We start from the raw sequence: 17,039 nt of genomic DNA on the forward strand, positions 1-17,039 counted from the left end.
ATGGCGAAACTGGCGGTGATCGGCGCGGGCTTTGGCGGCCTGGCCCTGGCGGTGCGGCTGCAATCGGCGGGGCACGAGGTGACGCTGATCGAGGCGCGGGACAAGCCCGGCGGCCGCGCCTATGTCTGGGAGCGGGAGGGCTATACTTTCGACGCGGGACCGACGGTCGTGACCGACCCGGCCTGTATCGAGGAACTGTTCGCCCTGAGCGGCCGGGACATGGCCGATTATGCCGAGCTGCTGCCGGTGCAGCCCTTTTACCGGCTGTTCTGGGAGGACGGCACGACGTTCGATTATACGAACGACGAGGACCGGCTGACGCAGGAGATCGTGAAGCTGAACCCGGCGGACGCGGCGGGGTACAGGCGCTTTCTGGATTATTCCGGGCATGTGTACCGGGAGGGGTACGAGAAGCTGGGGCACGAGGCGTTCCTGGATTTCCGCTCCATGATCGCAGCGGCGCCGGCGCTGATGCGATACGAGGCGTTCCGCAGCGTCTATGCGATGGTGTCGCGCTACATCGAGGACGAGCGGCTGCGGCAGGCGTTCAGTTTCCACACGCTGCTGGTGGGCGGCAACCCCTTCACGACCAGCGCGATCTATGCGCTGATCCATGCGCTGGAAAAGCGCGGCGGCGTCTGGTTCCCGAAGGGCGGGACGCATGCGCTGGTGCGCGCGCTCGCCAAGCTGTTCGAGGATCTGGGCGGCACGATCCTTCTGGGGAACGCGGTGTCGCGCCTCGAAACCGAGGAGAACCGGGTGAGCGCGGTGGTACTGGCGGATGGCAGCCGTATGCGGGTGGACGGCGCCGCCTCCAACGCCGACGTGGTGCACAGCTATGCGGATTTGCTGAAGGAGCATCCGCGCGGGCGCGCGGCGGCGCGGGCGCTGAAACGGCGCCGCTATTCGCCGTCGCTGTTCGTCATGTATTTCGGCGTGCGCAAAACCTATCCGGACGTGCCGCACCACAATATCCTGTTCGGTGCGCGCTATGAGGAGTTGCTGGCGGAGATCTACGGCAAGGGCGGGCGGCTGCCGGACGATTTCTCGCTGTACCTGCATCATCCGACCGCGACCGATCCGGGCCTGTCGCCGGAGGGGGCGAGCACCTTTTACGTGCTGGCGCCCGTGCCGCACCGGGGGCATTTCAAGGGCGACTGGGACCTGCTGGCAAAGGCCTATGGTGACCGCATTCTCGCCGCGCTGGAGGAACGGCTGCTGCCGGGACTGAGGGAGAATATCGCGGTGCGGCATCATTTCACGCCGATGGATTTCGAGCGCGATCTGAACGCGCATCAGGGCAGTGCCTTCAGCCTGGAACCGGTTCTGCGTCAGAGTGCGTGGTTCCGGGTGCACAATAGGGACAATGAGATCGGCAATCTCTATTTCACCGGTGCCGGCACGCATCCGGGCGCTGGGATTCCGGGCGTCGTCGGCAGCGCCAAGGCGACGGCGAAGCTGATGCTGGCGGATTTCGCTTAAACCGGGACGGCGAGGCGGTGGGCCCCTGCCTTCGCAGGGGCGACGGTGGATTTTTGAGCTCACATCCATATCGTCACCCCTGCGAAGGCAGGGGGCCAGGCGGGGGGCGGACGGTCGTTTCCAGCGGCCGCGTCTTTGGGTAAGCGGGACGGCATGAGTTCCGATCTCGATACATGGGCGGCGGCGTCGATTGCCGAGGGGTCCAAGAGTTTCGCGCTGGCATCGCGCCTGTTCGATGCTGAAACCAAGCGGCGCGTACGGCTGCTTTATGCCTGGTGCCGCACCTGCGACGACATCATCGACGGGCAGGAGGGCGGCCGGCGCGGCGTGCCGCTGGGCGCGGCCGTCGAGAGCGAGGCGGCGGTGATCGCGCGGCTGGACATGCTGCGCGAACGCACGGCGCGCGGGCTTGCGGCGCCGGAGAGCGAAAGCGGTGCGTTCCGCGCCATCGGCATGGTGGCGCGGGAGACGGGCCTGCCCCGCGACCTGCCGATGCGGCACCTGACGGGCTTTGCCATGGACGCCTATGACCGGCGCTATCGCAGCATCGAGGACGTGCTGGATTATTGCGAGCACGTCGCCGGCGTCGTCGGGCGCATGATGGCGATCGTCATGGGCATCGCGCCGGACCGGGAGGACGTGCTGGTGCGCGCCGCCGATCTGGGTCTGGCCTTTCAGCTGACGAACATCTGCCGGGACGTGCTGGAGGATGCGGCGAACGACCGCTGCTACCTGCCCACCGAATGGCTGGTGGCGGAGGATATTCCGCCCGGCGAACATGCGCGGCCGGAATACAGGAACGGGCTGGCGCGGATCGCCGATACCATGCTGCTGCTGGCCGATGGCTATTACGACAGCGCGCGGGCCGGGGCGACGCATCTGCCCTATCGCAGCGCGTGGGCGGTGCTGACCGCCGCCAAGGTCTACCGCGCCATCGGCGAGAAGGTGCGGGTGGCGGGGCCGGGCGCCTGGGACGAGCGGCGCTATACCACGACGCTGGAGAAGCTCGGCATGCTGGCCGCCGCGCGGGCCGAAGCGAAGGCGGCGGAGCGGGACGGACCGGCGCCGCTGGCGAAGCGGCCGGGCCTTTGGACCTGGACCGGTGAGGATGCGTGGCGGGAGCCGGCGCCGCTGATGGCGGCGGCCGAGGATGCGCGGGAGGCGGCGGCGGAATGAGCGCGCGCCGCCAGAGCGCGGTCGGACTGGCGCTGGCGGGGGCCATCGCCGGCGGCTGGCTGGCGGTGCATCTGGGCGGCATCTTCCTTGTGGACATCGGCGCGGAGACGCTGCTGCTGATCCTGATCGCGGTGCTGCTGCAAAGCTGGCTGTCGACGGGCCTGTTCATCGTCGCGCATGACGCGATGCACGGGTCGCTGGCACCGGCCGCGCCGAGGCTGCAAAGGCTGGCGGGGCGGGCGGCGCTGATGATCTATGCCGGCATCGATTACGACCGCATGGCACCGGCGCATTTCGCCCATCACAAGCATGTGGGATCGGGGCGCGATCCCGATTTCCATGCGGATGACCCGGTGCGGTTCTGGCCGTGGCTGCGGACCTTTTTCCTGCGCTATTACACGCATGGGCAGATCCTGCGGATCACCCTGGCAGCGACAGTCTATATGCTGCTGGGCGCCAGCCTGCTGAACATCGCCCTGTTCTGGGCGGTGCCGGCGCTGCTGGCGCTGGTGCAGCTGTTTTATTTCGGCACTTATCTGCCGCACCGGCATGGCCCGCGGGCGTTCGCGGACCGCCACAGAGCGCGCTCCATGGAGATGCCGCGCTGGCTGTCGCTGGTCACCTGCTTCCATTTCGGTGCCTATCATCACGAGCATCATCTGTATCCCGGCGCACCCTGGTGGCAGCTGCCGGCGCGGCGCGCGTCGGCGGCGAAGCGGGCCGCCACGTCATCCTCGCTGAGGCCGAATTCGCCGAGCGTGTAGCGGTGGCGTCCGTGATCGCCGGCGCGCGCGGCGGCGGCGAGGTAACGCTGCATGCGCGCTTCTGTCTCTTCCGTGAAGGACAGGTCAAGAAAGCCGTAGATGCGGCGCATTTCGCCGATGGGGTCGGCGTTCATGGCGGCGAAATGGGTGTCGATGGCCGGCACATGCGGATGCGCGGCGCGCACGGCGGCGGCGGTGCGTTCCCGGAAATGCGTCTTGTGCAGCCATTCCGCCCCGCACCAGCCCTTCGTGACGGTATCGGAAAGCGGCGCCATCATGTTCCAGGCGAGCGAGGCGGCGGAGGCGGTCATGGCGGCGGGGTCGCGGTGGATGGCGACGATGCGCGCATCCGGAAACACGCCGAGAAGCGCGGCGAGGTCCTGGCTGTACTGCGGCGTCTTCAGGATCCAGGGTCGCGCCGGGTCGCTGCCGCGCAGCCAGCCCTGCAGCTGGATGAGGGGCCGCAGGAACCGGTAGGCATGGTCCTGCGGCGTCCGCTCCGACCAGTCGCGAAAGGCGGGGACGGGACGCTGCGCCTCGATCTGCGCGCCGCAGATGGACAGCTCCAGCATGGGCAGTTCCTCGTCCGCGTCGTTCACGCGAACGGGATGGATGCGGCGGAAGGCGGGGTTCAGCCGGTCGAGCCCGAAGAGAAGCCCGCGCGTCTGGAGGCGGCGCGGGTCGGGCCGGCCGCGCCGGTGCGACAGCGGCGGGGCGGGGGTCATCGCCTCGAACGCGCGCGTCGCCTGCAGACGCGGGTCGGCCGCCAGAAGGCGCTGCAACCGTGTCGTGCCCGAGCGCATGCCGCCGAGAACGATGATCGGCCTGGGCAGTGGATAATCCAGAATGTCCGGATGCCGCTTCCACCATTCGACGGCGAGGAGGCGCTGCGTCAGCGCGCGGACCAGACCGCCATGGACGACCACACGGCCGAGGGCGGTCAATCCCGCCTCCTCCGCCTGCGCCCGGCACAGCCTGTCCAGGCCCGGCAGAAACCCGTCATCGCCGAAATCGTCCAGCCGCGCCGCGCGTGACGCCTGCTGCATCATGACCGGCGGAGCGGTATCGGGTTCCGGCGAGAGACCGCGTGCCCAAAGGGCCGGAAACATGCGGTTCGCGCCCCGGATCAGGGCACGCTCGCCGGGATGGGTCACGCGGCGCTTGACGGGGAGGATGAGGAGGCGCCGGCCTCGGCGGCGGGGCCGCGCGGCGCGCGCAGCGCTGCGGAGCGATCGTCGCGGTTGGCGGCAAGCTGGACCTTCAGCGCACGAACGGGCGGAGCCCAGAGGAAGCCGAAGCTGACCGTGCCCCGCTTCGAATTCACCGCGTGGTGCAGCTTATGCGCCTGTACGATACGCTTCATGTAGCGCGATTTCGGGACGTAGCGGCTGGGAATGCGTTCATGCACCAGCCAGTCGTGAAAGATAAAGTAGACGAGGCCATAACCGGCGATACCGCCGCCGATCCACGCAAGGCCGGGCCAGAAGCCGCCCTGCGTGCCGAGAAAGATGAGGAGGATGGAGGGCAGCGCGAAGATGACACCGAACCAGTCGTTCGCTTCCCAGATGCCCGCCCGCGGTTCGTGATGCGAACGGTGGAGGGACCAGAGGAAACCGTGCATCACCCAGCGGTGCATCGCGTAGGCGAACCCCTCCATGAGAAGGATCGTGAGGAGGAACAGGCCAAGGCCGGCGGCAAATGTCATAGCGCCAATATAAAGGCCGCCGCACCGCTTTGCACCCTTTGGCCGGGGCGCACGTTGACGCTGCCGCCATGAGGCGGAGCCAATAAACTGGAAGAACGCGAAAAGGAGACAGGAATGGCCGCCGTGCAGAAGACAGAGAAGACCGGGGCAGGGCGCGGACCGTTGCGACTGGGCGCGATCCTGGTGCCGGCGATCGCCGCGCTGGCCCTGAATGCGTGCGCGAGCCGCGAAAACCGCATCGAGAGCGGCCTGGTCGATTTGGGCGTGCCGCGCGGCATGAGCAGCTGCATGGCGAACCGCATGGTCGACAATCTGTCGTCCAGCCAGATCCGGCAGGTTGCCCGCTTTGCCGATTCCATGGACCGGGACATCGACCGGATGCGCGTCGGAGAGATCGTCGACCGCTTTGGCGGTATCGGCGATCCGCAGATCGTATCGGTGGTCGGCCGCGCCGCCGCCGGCTGCGCCATTTCGGGCTAGGGCGGGCGGTTTCGCGCAGAGGGCGCGTTTGCCCTGGGCAGCCTGCCATTTCCTTCACGTCAGGTGCGGTTCAGGCGTGCGCGGTTAAAGGCGCTGGAAGATTCAATGGCCGGAGGTTCGTTCCCATGCGAAAGATCATTCTGCTGGCGCTGCCGGCGCTGGCGCTGACCGCATGCAAGCCGACGGCGGAGGACATCGAGCTGGCGCTGGGTGCGCGCGGCATGGATGCGGCGCCCGCGCGGTGCATCGGCGAGGGGCTGGAGCCGCTGAGCGAGGACAATTGGACGACCATCGGCACAGTCGCGCGTGAGTTCATGACCAGTGAGCGGCGCATCGAGGACATGACGCTGGGCGAGGTGCAAGGAAAACTGGGCGCGCTGAACGATCCGCAGCTTCTGGGTGTGCTGATGCGCACCGGCATGGGCTGCATGCTGATGCACGGCGATCTCGGTTTCGGCACCGGGCCGGGCCGGGCGGGTGGCAATGCGCCGCCGCCGGTCGATGCCTTGCCGCCAGTCGATGAGCTGCCGCGCCCGGAAGTGACGTTTCCGCCCGCTGGCGACGTGGAAATCTGAGGCTCGCACCGACCGGTTTCCCGCTCCACCTAATAGCCTGCGGCCTGAGCGCTGGCGGCGACCTCCTCCACGCTCATGCGGCCGATGCGGTCGAGTTCCGCCTTCAGGGCGTCGACGCCGGCCTCCACATCCTCGTAGATGCGGCAGGGGCGCAGATCATTGCTGCGTTCGAAATAGCGGTGCAGCGGCGTCTTCACCACGGCGAAGGCGACCGCGAGGCGCTTCTCCTCCAGATGGTCGACGAGCCGCTCCAGCATGGCGATGCCGCTGGCGTCGATCTCGTTGACGCCCTTCATGTCGACGAGAAGCGCGCGCGCGGCCGGATGCCTGGCGATCAGGCGCAGGATCTCGTCCTCGCAGCGGCCGACATTGGCGAAGTAGAGCGAGCGGTCGATGCGCAGCACGAGGACGGGCAGGCTGTCGACCTCCACCTCTGCCCGGTCGACCGAACGGTAGTGCCTCGCATCTGCCTGATAGCCGAGGCGGGTGATGCGCGGCATGCTGGAGAACCACAGGAAATTGGCGATGCCCAGAAGCGCGCCGGCGGCAAGGCCCCACTGCACGCCGAAGCCGGTCGTCGCGAGGAAGGTCAGGATGAGGATTGCCCCCTCGGCGCGTGAATGGCCGAAGGTGCTGCGGATGGCGGCAGGCTTCACGAGGCCGAACACCGCGCCGATGACCAGCGCGGAGAGTGCCGCGCGGGGCAGATAGGCAAGGGCGGCGGCGAAGAACAGCGCGACGACGAGGACCACGAGCCCGGCAATGGCGGAGGCGAACGGCGTTGCAGCATTGCTGTCGTAGGCGAGGGCCGAGCGGCTCATGCTGACATCGACGGGATAGCCGCCCGAGACGGCTGCGGCGACGTTGCCGGCGCCAAGGGCGATCGCCTCCCGACTGGTGTCGAGCGACTGGCGCCGGCGTCCGGCAAGAGACTTGGAGACGGCCGACCCGTTGACGAAGATGACGATGGCGATGACGGCAGCGGACGGGAGCAGCGCGATCCAGGGTCCGGCGCCGAGGGGCGGGTGCGGCAGGACAGGAAGGCCCTGGGACGGGCGCGGCGCGGTGGCGATGCCGAGCGGCAGCGCCGCGGCGACAAGGGCTGCGCCCATGAGGACGATCAGCGGCACGCATTTCGCCAGCGCGGTACGCCATGGCGGACGCACGCCCAGCCGCCACAGGGTTGCCGGAGCGAAACGGCCGCCGAGCTGCAAGGCCAGCAGCGCCGCCGCACCGACAGCGAGTGTCGGTAAGTGGACGCGCGTCATGTAGGGGGCGAGCGCACGAAGGTCGGCGACGAGGGTTGCGGCGCGCGGGGCCTCCACACCCAGAAAGGCAGGCAGCTGGCTGAAGCCGATGAGGACCGCCGCGCCGGCCATGAAGCCCTGCAAAGCTGGATCCGACACGAAGTTGACGAGCCGGCCGAGACGGAAGATGCCGAGAAGGAGAAGGAGGGCGCCGACTTCGGCCGCCAGCATCGCAGCGGCCGTGGGCGGCGGCAGGGCAGCGCGAGCCAGGGCGTCGGCGACCAGAAGCGATACCAGGGCGGAAGGGCCGACCGAAACGGAGGGGCTGCTGCCGAGAAGCGCGTAGACGAGCGGGGGCAGCGCGGCGGCGTAAAGGCCCATTTGTGGCGGCAGGCCGGCAAGCTGTGCATAGGCGATCGCCTGCGGCACCAGCAGCACGGCGATGAGGAGGCCGGCGACGAGGTCGGCGGTGAACGCCGCGCGTGTATAGGAGTGCAGCCGGGCGATACCGGGGAAGATGGCGGGCCTGCGCCGCTGCGCGTCCTTTTCCGCCCTATCCATTTTCGCGCCCGTTCCCCTGTCTGCCCACCCATCAAGTCCGGCGGCCCTGCCATGATATCGCACCGGAATGAGCCGGAGAGCGAAAAAATCACGCTGCGCCGCCGTCATCGCCAACCTTGCGCAATTGCACCGGCGACGAAAGGGCGTAGACAGGGCGCTTCGGAAAAGAAGTCCTGTTCGAGTGCTTTGGAGGTTTTGATGCGTGGGGGATTGGTTGTCGCTGTCACATGTTCGGTTCTCGCGGCCTGCGCGACGCCGGCGCCGCCGCCCCCTCCGCCGCCTCCACCGCCCCCGCCACCGCCCAAGCTCGCCGAGCTGGAGCCGCCGCATCCGGGCTATTTCAACTATCGGCTGCCGCCCCGCGACGCCGCCGGCGCCTTCATCACGCCGAACAGCGATCTGGGGCCGCTGGAGCAGCTGTTCCACTTCCGCTCCGCGCTCAATGTTGCCGCCCTGTCGTGCCGGTTCATCGAGGGATACGACCTGGCGCCCGGCTACAACCAGTTCATCAAGACCTTCGCAACGCCGCTCGGCAACGCGAACAAGGCGATCGAGCAGAAGTTCGTGCGCGAGAACGGCAAGGACGGCCCGCGCGTTCGCGATGCGCATATGACGGCGGTCTACAACCATTTCGCGCGGCCGGCGACGCTTGGCACGTTCTGCCCCATCGCGAAGCGCTATCTGGAGGGCGTGGTGGCGATCGAGCCGGACGGTCTGGAAGGCTATGCGCTGCCGGCGCTGGTGGAAATGGAGCAGGTCTTCCAGATGCACTTCAAGCAGATCGAGGACTACCAGATCGGTTACCGGGAGCAGATGCGCGAACGCGGCATGGTGGTTCCGCCGATGCCGCCCGTCGCCGGGTCCGAAGAGGTGCCGGCCGTCGTCGATGCAACCGGCGCGCCCGCCGCGACGGACGAGGCCGGAACGGCCGCTCCGGCAGCAGCCATGCCGGCAACCCAGCCGCAGTCCAGCGCGGCGGCCGAGTCCGACGAAAGCGCCTCGCCGGGATCCTGACCGGCAGGGCATCGGGGCCGGCCCGGCCGTTCTTAGAAGGACGCAGCCATGACGATCTCTCTTGCCATCGCTCTCGCCGCCGGGCTGCAGGCGGCAGCGGCGCCCGGCCCGGCGGCGCAGCCCCTTGGCGCGAACCTGGAACATTTCGATTACGGCGCGCCGGTGCACTGGTTCGAGACGCAGGCGCAGGGCGGTCCGGTGCGCATGGCCTATATCGACTTGGCGCCCGTCGGCGCGGCGAACGGGCGAACGGCGGTGCTGCTGCACGGCAAGAATTTCTGCGCGGCGACCTGGCTGGAAACGGCGGGGGCGCTGGCGCGGGCCGGATACCGCGTCATCGCGCCGGATCAGGTCGGCTTCTGCAAATCGTCAAAGCCGCAGGGCTTCCAGTACAGCTTCGCGGCGCTTGCCACGCTGACCCGCGACCTGCTGCGGCAGGCGGGGGTGGAGGATTATGCGCTGGTCGGTCATTCGACGGGCGGAATGCTGGCGATGCATTATGCGCTGCTCTATCCGGACGGGCCATCGCGGCTGGTGCTGGTGAACCCGCTGGGGCTGAACGATACGATCGCGGAGGGCGTGCCCTATGCGCCGCTGGATGTGCTGCGCGCGGGCGAGGAGAAGACGGACGCGGCGAGCATCCGCGCCTATCAGCAGCGGGTCTACTATCATGGGGAGTGGCGGCCCGTCTATGACCGCTGGGTGGAGATGCTGGCCGGGCAATATGCCAGCGAGGACGGCGACATTGTGCGGGATGCGCAGGCGCGGCTGTCGGACATGATCGAGACGCAGCCGACCGCCGCCCGACTGGAGGACCTGTCGCTGCCCGTGACGCTGCTGATCGGTCAGAAGGATGTGACGGCGTTCCGCGCGGGTACGGCACCCGGCACGGTGCAGGACCGCATCCGCACCGTGCCGCAGGCGGCGGAGGCGGCGGCGGAACGCCTGCCCGATGCGGAATTGGTGCGCTTTCCGAAGCTGGGGCACTCCCCCATGGTGGAGGCGCCGGCGGTGTTTCAAAAAGCGCTGATCGAAGCGCTGGACGGCGCGGCGGAATGACGGATCGGAAGCGATCCGCACTGAAGACGATCATCGTCGGCGCGGCGCTGTCGCTGGGCGGCGTTGCGGCCCATGCGGCGCAGGCGGACATGCAGTTCGCGCCGGGTTCGGTCACGGTCACGGGCGTGACCGTCACCCTGTCGGGTCAGGCCGCACAGGCGAACCCGGCACTCGACGCGGCGGCCGCGGCGTTCCGGGCGGAGAAGGGGATGCCCGCGTGGCAGCCGGGCATGGAGCGGCCGCACCTGATGGATTACGGCACGCTGCCGTTTCGTACCATGTTTCCGTGGATGGCCATGAGCCTGATCGCGCACCGCGACCTGAACGACGAGCGCGATGTGACGCTCGCCGTCGATCTCGACACGCTGTTCGTGGACGGCGACCGGGCGTTGGGGATGTCGGATCAGGGCCGGATGGCCGGCACGGTGACGGTGCTGGATGCGGCGAGCGATGCCGAGATCGGCGAGTTCCGCGTCGACACGCAGGGCGGCCATGACGGCCTGGCCTTCACCAGCATGCGCTCCCCGCGCGTCCGCGAAGCGCTGACGGTGAAATTCGCCGGCCAGGCGGTGCGGCGCCTGCAGGGGGAAAGCGACCGGGAGGGCGCGGACTAGCCGGCGCCCTCCTGCGTCGAACCTATTGCAGTTGCTGCCGGATGAAGGTGCGCAGGTCGGCAGACAGTTTCTGCCGGTCCTCGTCGCGCACGTACATCATGTGGCCCGCATCGTAATAGTGGAAGCCGACGCGGTCCTGCGGAATGCCGGTCCGGTTCAGGGAATATTCCGCCGCGAAGAAGGGCGTTGCGAAATCGTACCAGCCCTGGCCGACGAACACGGCAAGGCCGCTGTTTTCCCGTAGCGCGCGGCCGATATAGGGCGCGACATTCATATAATGGTCGCCGCCGCGAATGCCCTCCGGCTCCCACGTCCAATATTGGCCCGGTTCCCGTCCGATGGACTGATATTCGCGCTCCGTCTCGAACCCCAGCGTCTCCCGCGCCCAGCTATTGATGGCGGCGGTGTAGCCGGCGTCGATGCCGTAGAAGCTGGGGTCGTTGTCGGCGAACTCGCCGGCGCTGTCATAATCGCGGCCGGTGTAGCGCGCGTCGAGACGGCCGACGGTGAGGCCGCGGTCGCGCAGCAGTTCCTTGTAGAAGCGCGCCGGCGTCACGCGCAGGTCGGCATTATCCAGAAACTGCTCGCTGAGGCCGGTGAAGCGCGACAGCTCCGCGCGCACGGCGGCGCGCTCCGCCTGCGGCAGGTCCTGCCCCTTCAGAAGCGCGGTGGCGTAGGGGCCGAGGGCGAACTGCCGCGCCTCCTCAACGAACGCCTCCGTCGAGGGGGCGGTCGCCTTGCCGTGATACAGCGCCGTCGCCGCCATGGACGGGATGTAGGTGATGTAGGGCAGCTCGTTCCCCGGCACGTTCGCATCCAGCGCGAAATCGAGAACGGTGGAAATGAGGACGATGCCGTTCAGGCCGACATCATTGTACGTGTTCCCCTCGAGCTGGTTCACCACGGCGGCGGAGCGGGTGGTGCCGTAGCTTTCGCCGCCCAGGAATTTCGGGCTGTTCCAGCGGCCGTTCTCGTTCAGCCACAGGCGGATGACCTTTGCCACCGCGCGCGCATCGGGGTTGAGGCCGTAATAATCCTTCGGATCGGCATCGTCCGTCAGATAGCTGAAGCCTGTGCCCGGCGGGTCGATGAAGACGAGATCGGCGACGTCGAGCAGGCTGTCGGGGTTGTCGACGATGGGGTAGGGCGGCGCGCCGTCGTCGGTGCCGTCCGTCGGAATGGCGACGCGCTTCGGACCGAAGGCGCCCATCATCAGCCACACCGTGCCGGAACCGGGGCCGCCGTTGAACAGGAAGAAAACGGGCCGCGACGTGTCGAGTGGGTCCTTGACGTATGAGGTGGTGACGATGACGGCCTCGTCCTTGTCGTCCTCGCCCTTCAGCACATGTTCCTGCATCGTGGCGGTGTAGCTGATGCGCTGGCCGCCGAAGGTGCCGGAGAGGTCCTTCGTGCGGACCTGCGGGACGATGGCGTCCGCGGGCGTTTCGGCGGTGGTTTTGTCGGTGTTCTCCTCGTCCGGCGCGGCAAGGACAGGCATGGCGGTGAGCGCGGCGACGGCGCCGGCGAGCAGGATCTTTCGCATGTGCGGACTTTCTTCCCCCATAATTCGCGGCCGACATTCACCCGCGCGGCCGGCACGTCAAGGGTCAAAGGCCGGAATTGTAGCGTGCGCGTGGGTACGGTGGGCCCCTGCCTTCGCAGGGGCGACGGTGGTGGGGGGGGACGGGGTTCGGAGAGGCGGCGCGTGGGATGTGGGCCCCTGCCTTCGCAGGGGCGACGGTGGTGGGGGACGGGGAACGGGGTTCGGAGAGGTGGCGCGTGGGATGTGGGTCCCTGCCTTCGCAGGGGCGACGGTGGTGAGGGGGCGGGGAACGGGGTTCGGAGAGGGGGCGCGTGGGATATGGGCCCCTGCCTTCGCAGGGGCGACGGCATATAGCTGAAGTGCAAGATGAGGAAGCGGCGTGCGGGGTGGCTCTGTGGGCGTCGGGCGGTCGGCTGGGATGTGGGAGGCCGGTGGCGCTCTGGGGCCTGTCCACATTCTCGTCATTCCTGCGGAGGCAGGAATCCATCGGGAGCGGGCGGACACGGGGCGGAGCGCTAGATCCCCATCTTGCGTTTTCGCTGTTTGCCGAAGCGGTCCTTGCGGGTGCCGGGTTTCCCCTCCTGCGCGCGGCCGGCGGGGCGGGCGGTGTCCGTGCCGGCGCCGGGCAGGCCGAGGTCGTCGGCTTCGAGCTGGCGGATTTCGTCGCGGATGCGGGCGGCGGTTTCGAATTCGAGGTCGGCGGCGGCCGTCTTCATCTTCTCCTCCAGCTCTGCGATGTAAGCCTTCAGATTGTGGCCGGCGCCCGGCGTTTCCTTGCCCTCTCCCGGCAGGCCCTTCGCCTTGCCGGAGCGGTCCGCGCCCTTGTCCGCCATGGCGACGATGTCGCCGATCGCCTTGCGGATGGTCTGCGGCGTGATGCCGTGCTCCTCATTATAGGCGATCTGCTTCTCGCGCCGGCGCTCCGTTTCCGTCAGCGCGCGCTCGATGGAGCCGGTGATGGTGTCGGCATAGAGGATGACGCGGCCGTCGACGTTGCGCGCGGCGCGGCCGATGGTCTGGATCAGCGAGGTTTCGGAGCGCAGGAACCCCTCCTTGTCCGCATCGAGAATGGCGACGAGGCCGGTTTCGGGGATATCCAGCCCCTCCCTGAGAAGGTTGATGCCGACAAGCACGTCATAAACGCCGAGGCGCAGGTCGCGGATCAGCTCGATCCGCTCCAGCGTCTCCACGTCGGAATGCATGTAGCGCACCTTGATCCCCGCCTCGTGCAGGAATTCGGTCAGATCTTCCGACATGCGCTTGGTTAGGGTGGTGACGAGGCTGCGATAGCCCTTTGCCGTGGTGGCGCGCAGTTCGCCGATCAGATCGTCCACCTGGCTTTCGACCGGGCGGATTTCGACCGGCGGATCGACGAGGCCGGTGGGGCGGATCACCTGTTCGGTGAAGACGCCGCCCGTCTCCTCCATTTCCCACTTGCCGGGGGTCGCCGACACGAAGGTCGATTGCGGGCGCATCGCGTCCCACTCCTCGAACTTCAGCGGGCGGTTGTCGATGCAGGAGGGCAGGCGAAAGCCATATTCCGCCAGCGTCAGCTTGCGCCGGAAATCGCCCTTTTGCATGGCGCCGATCTGCGGCACGGTCTGGTGGCTCTCATCGACGAAAAGAAGCGCGTTTTCCGGCAGATATTCAAACAGGGTGGGCGGCGGTTCGCCGGGCAGCCGGCCGGTGAGGAAGCGGGAATAATTCTCGATGCCCGCGCAGCTTCCGGTGGCGGCGATCATTTCCAGATCGAACTCGGTGCGCTGCTGCAGGCGCTGCGCCTCCAGCAGCTTGCCCTCCGCCTCGAACTCCTTCAGCCGTTCGGCCAGCTCGTGCTTGATGGCCTTGGTGGCCTGTTTCATCGTCGGGCCGGGCGTCACATAGTGGGAATTGGCGTAAACCTTGACGCTATCCATCTTCGCGCCCTTTTCGCCCGTCAGCGGGTCGAATTCGGCGATCTCCTCGATCTCGTCGCCGAAGAAGCTGATGCGCCAGGCCATATCCTCGAGGTGGGAGGGGTAGAGTTCCAGCGTGTCGCCGCGCACGCGGAAGCTGCCGCGCACGAAATTGGTGTCGTTGCGCTTGTACTGGAGGGCGACCAGCTTTCGCATGATCTCGCGCAGGTCGACGCTCTCGCCCTTCTTCAGCTTGAAGGTCATGGCGGAATAGGTTTCGACTGACCCGATACCATAGAGGCAGGAGACAGACGCGACGATCAGCACGTCATCGCGTTCCAGAAGCGCGCGCGTCGCTGAGTGGCGCATCCGGTCGATGGCCTCGTTTATCGAGGATTCCTTCTCGATATAGGTGTCGGAGCGCGGGACATAGGCCTCCGGCTGGTAATAATCGTAATAGCTGACGAAATATTCGACGGCATTGTTCGGGAAGAACTGCTTGAATTCGCCGTAAAGCTGCGCGGCGAGGATCTTGTTGTGCGCAAGGACCAGCGTCGGTCGCTGCAGATGCTGCACGATCTGCGCCATCGTGTAGGTCTTGCCGGAACCGGTGACGCCGAGAAGCACCTGGCTGCGCTCGTCATTGCGAAGCCCGCCGACCAGCTCCGCGATCGCCTGCGGCTGGTCGCCGGAGGGCTGATAGTCCGAGATGAGCTCGAAGCGCCCGCCGCCCTCCGATTTTTCCGGCCGGTGCGGTCGGTGCGGCTGGAATGCCGGCATGTCACTGGGGTCGGAGGTGGTGGTGCGGATAGTGATGTCGGCCATGATCGCGGAACCATATGGGCCTCCGCCCGCGCACTTGCTAGCACCCGAGGCGGATTTGGGGTGGATTGCTGACTGGCAGGTTTGCGGGTTACCGATGCAGATAGCTGCCGCTGACCAGAGATCCAAGGAAGCCGGAGGATGACTATCGATAATTCCTGTGGCTGGGAGGCGGTCGCCGACCAATTCATGACTGTCCGGTCGAAGATCGGCACGGCTCTGATCCGAGCGTGGGCGAGGGACAGCTTGCCTCCGTCGACTGCGATACTGGACATCGGTTGCGGGTCCGGCGTGCCGATCGCCCAAGCGCTGGTGAGCGACGGCTTTTCGGTATGGGGGATTGATGCTTCGCCTTCGCTTGTATCGGCCTATCGGCGCAATCTCCCCCATATGCCTGTTGCCTGCGAACCGGCGCAGAACTCTGCCTTCTTCGGTCGGACTTTTGTCGGTGCTGTGTCGATCGGCCTCATTTTCCTGCTCGATGCGGAGGATCAGCGGACGCTCCTCGATAATGTGGCGAGAAAGCTGGAACCGGGCGGCCGGTTCCTGTTCAGTGCCCCGGCAGAGGTGTGCGAGTGGAGCGATACGCTTACCGGGCGCACATCGCTTTCCCTCGGCGCGGACACTTACGAGGCGCATCTGGCCCGACTGGATCTAAGGTTAGCTCGCTGTCTTTCCGATGAGGGCGGCAACAATTACTATGAAGCAGTCAAACGCGCCTGAGTTTCCTTTCCCCTTCCCCGCCCGATCAGAAATCGAGGTAGAGGTTCAGGTTGGCGATGTGGTCGATCCGGTCCTCGCCGGCTCGGAATGCGTATTGGTTGAGATAGCCGGGGACCAGTTCGATGCCGCGGGCAAGCGGAACCGAGATGCCGGCGAAATTGCGCCATGCGTCCATGCCGCCCTGCTGCATCTCGGTTTCGTTCAACCCGAAAAACGGTTCCGTATAGACGACGAGACTGTTCCGCTCGCTGATCGGCGCGCGCAGTTGCAGGAACTGTCGAAGGCGTAGCGCGGTGTCCCCGTCCCCTTCGAAAAAGCGCTGTTCGAGGCGTGTGCGCGATTCCAGCCTCAGGCCCTCCGGCGTGTCGACGAGGCGGATGTTGAGTTCCTGGAAAACGCGGTGCTCGTTCGACGTGGCCGAGGATGCGCGGTTCGTTCGCACATAGGCGTAGCCGCCCACGATGCTGACCTTGTCGTTCAGCCGGTACCCGAGTGCGGGGCGCAGCAGCAATTGTCCCAGCCGGCCGACATCGTCGGTGAAGCGTTCCTGCGCCTCGAGACGCAGGAACGTCTCCTGATCCCGGTCCAGGTTGATGGTCGCGAATTGGCCGGTCCAGAGATTGAAGTCCGCTTCCTGTGCCGCGGCAGGAACAGCCGTGACGAGGGCGATAGCGGCCGCAGCCATCCGAATGGCGAAAGGCATGACGCGGAACTCCTGCAGGGAAAGGGGAAACGGTGACGAAGAGGGGCGCAGGACGGCCCGTGCGCGGCCACGCGACGTCCGGCTTGCCACTCATAGACAGTTGCTGATGGTGCTCAATATCCATCGGCAATGACGATGACCATTTTGCGGGTTTCTTCGTCTGCGGCGCGGCAGGCGCATATTTCGCAGAGAGTTTCACTCCATCCCCGAACCCGCACCCTCAAATGCCGGGCTGCGGTCACGGCTTGCCGAAACCCTAGCTTCCCGCCGGAACCGGGAAGGGAATCGGCGATGTGGGCGTGGTGCCGCCCTGAGCGCTCCCGGCCGTATCGGATGTTGCCGGTGCCCCGCGGCCCATGGTCCAGTTCTTCTGCATGCGAACCTTCGGGTTGGGAGCGCACCAGATCTCGCCGGTGGCGTCGATCGCGGTGACCCAGATGAGGTTGTGTTCCGCGCCATAGTCGATGACCCCGAAGGCGAGGCCGTCGCCGCGTTCGAGGACGTGGATGGGAAGCGGGGGATCGAGGCGGGTAAAGCTCATGCGCATGGACTCCTGGCAGGACAAGAGAACGCAGGGACCCAGTAAAGGTTACCGGCTGGAACGCGGAAATTCACAGGAGTTCAGGGATTTACATATGATAAAAATGACGAGTTGGCGGCGCGGCCGGGCGAAGGG

The 17,039-nt window shown here is 67.0% G+C and carries 16 protein-coding genes; 9 read left to right on the forward strand and 7 right to left on the reverse strand.

Annotated features, from left to right (window positions below; all coding sequences use genetic code 11):
• From C725_RS08120 to C725_RS08130, 3 genes are all read left to right on the forward strand, one after another.
• Positions 1-1,482 carry a phytoene desaturase gene (locus tag C725_RS08120; protein WP_008601803.1) on the forward strand — a complete coding sequence of 494 codons (1,482 nt, stop codon included), beginning with the start codon at positions 1-3 and terminating at the stop codon, positions 1,480-1,482.
• Between the two features lie 153 nt (positions 1,483-1,635).
• A complete protein-coding gene (locus tag C725_RS08125; RefSeq protein WP_008601804.1) occupies positions 1,636-2,658 on the forward strand; it encodes a phytoene/squalene synthase family protein in 1,023 nt (340 codons plus the stop codon).
• Positions 2,655-3,422 (forward strand): fatty acid desaturase, encoded by a 768-nt coding sequence (locus C725_RS08130; RefSeq protein ID WP_051051279.1) that lies wholly within the window; start codon positions 2,655-2,657, stop codon positions 3,420-3,422. Before C725_RS08125 ends, C725_RS08130 begins: the two co-directional genes overlap by 4 nt.
• Here the strand turns inward: C725_RS08130 and C725_RS08135 are convergent.
• Complete coding sequence (locus C725_RS08135; RefSeq protein ID WP_008601805.1) at positions 3,314-4,576, reverse strand: sulfotransferase family protein; 1,263 nt, start codon at positions 4,574-4,576, stop codon at positions 3,314-3,316. The two genes, C725_RS08130 and C725_RS08135, sit on opposite strands and share 109 nt — an antisense overlap.
• Positions 4,573-5,127, reverse strand: coding sequence for a sterol desaturase family protein (locus tag C725_RS08140; protein ID WP_008601806.1), 555 nt, complete (start codon positions 5,125-5,127; stop codon positions 4,573-4,575). Before C725_RS08140 ends, C725_RS08135 begins: the two co-directional genes overlap by 4 nt.
• A 114-nt stretch (positions 5,128-5,241) precedes the next feature.
• Here C725_RS08140 and C725_RS08145 point away from each other — a divergent pair, with 114 nt between their 5' ends.
• Positions 5,242-5,607 carry a hypothetical protein gene (locus tag C725_RS08145; protein ID WP_008601807.1) on the forward strand — a complete coding sequence of 122 codons (366 nt, stop codon included), beginning with the start codon at positions 5,242-5,244 and terminating at the stop codon, positions 5,605-5,607.
• A gap of 125 nt (positions 5,608-5,732) precedes the next feature.
• Entirely contained in the window at positions 5,733-6,182 is a 450-nt protein-coding gene (locus C725_RS08150) for a hypothetical protein (protein WP_008601809.1), read from the forward strand.
• A 29-nt stretch (positions 6,183-6,211) separates the two neighbouring features.
• Here C725_RS08150 and C725_RS16175 read toward each other — a convergent pair whose 3' ends face one another.
• The gene (locus C725_RS16175) at positions 6,212-7,990 is read right to left on the reverse strand and encodes a SulP family inorganic anion transporter (RefSeq protein ID WP_160165719.1); all 1,779 of its coding nucleotides are present in this window, start codon (positions 7,988-7,990) and stop codon (positions 6,212-6,214) included.
• Positions 7,991-8,188: 198 nt separating this feature from the next.
• Here C725_RS16175 and C725_RS16180 point away from each other — a divergent pair, with 198 nt between their 5' ends.
• The 3 genes from C725_RS16180 to C725_RS08170 are packed head-to-tail and all read left to right on the forward strand — an operon-like array spanning position 8,189 to position 10,677.
• On the forward strand, positions 8,189-9,004 hold the full coding sequence (locus C725_RS16180; protein WP_008601811.1) for a hypothetical protein: 816 nt from the start codon (positions 8,189-8,191) through the stop codon (positions 9,002-9,004).
• 48 nt (positions 9,005-9,052) lie between these two features.
• Complete coding sequence (locus tag C725_RS08165) at positions 9,053-10,063, forward strand: alpha/beta fold hydrolase (protein WP_008601812.1); 1,011 nt, start codon at positions 9,053-9,055, stop codon at positions 10,061-10,063.
• Entirely contained in the window at positions 10,060-10,677 is a 618-nt protein-coding gene (locus tag C725_RS08170) for a hypothetical protein (RefSeq protein ID WP_008601813.1), read from the forward strand. The genes C725_RS08165 and C725_RS08170 overlap by 4 nt, the downstream gene beginning before the upstream one ends.
• Positions 10,678-10,699: 22 nt before the next feature.
• Here C725_RS08170 and C725_RS08175 read toward each other — a convergent pair whose 3' ends face one another.
• Entirely contained in the window at positions 10,700-12,220 is a 1,521-nt protein-coding gene (locus C725_RS08175; protein WP_008601814.1) for a S10 family peptidase, read from the reverse strand.
• A gap of 515 nt (positions 12,221-12,735) precedes the next feature.
• Positions 12,736-14,940, reverse strand: coding sequence for an excinuclease ABC subunit UvrB (gene uvrB / locus C725_RS08180; protein ID WP_008601815.1), 2,205 nt, complete (start codon positions 14,938-14,940; stop codon positions 12,736-12,738).
• A 138-nt stretch (positions 14,941-15,078) separates the two neighbouring features.
• Between uvrB and C725_RS08185 the strand changes: the two genes are divergently transcribed.
• On the forward strand, positions 15,079-15,660 hold the full coding sequence (locus C725_RS08185; RefSeq protein ID WP_038282318.1) for a class I SAM-dependent methyltransferase: 582 nt from the start codon (positions 15,079-15,081) through the stop codon (positions 15,658-15,660).
• Between the two features lie 25 nt (positions 15,661-15,685).
• Here C725_RS08185 and C725_RS08190 read toward each other — a convergent pair whose 3' ends face one another.
• Positions 15,686-16,363 carry a DUF2490 domain-containing protein gene (locus tag C725_RS08190; protein WP_008601818.1) on the reverse strand — a complete coding sequence of 226 codons (678 nt, stop codon included), beginning with the start codon at positions 16,361-16,363 and terminating at the stop codon, positions 15,686-15,688.
• Between the two features lie 256 nt (positions 16,364-16,619).
• Positions 16,620-16,904 carry a hypothetical protein gene (locus tag C725_RS08195; RefSeq protein WP_051051280.1) on the reverse strand — a complete coding sequence of 95 codons (285 nt, stop codon included), beginning with the start codon at positions 16,902-16,904 and terminating at the stop codon, positions 16,620-16,622.
• Positions 16,905-17,039: the final 135 nt, after the last annotated feature.

The sequence above is a fragment of the Pacificimonas flava genome (assembly GCF_000342165.1).
Lineage (GTDB): Bacteria > Pseudomonadota > Alphaproteobacteria > Sphingomonadales > Sphingomonadaceae > Pacificimonas > Pacificimonas flava.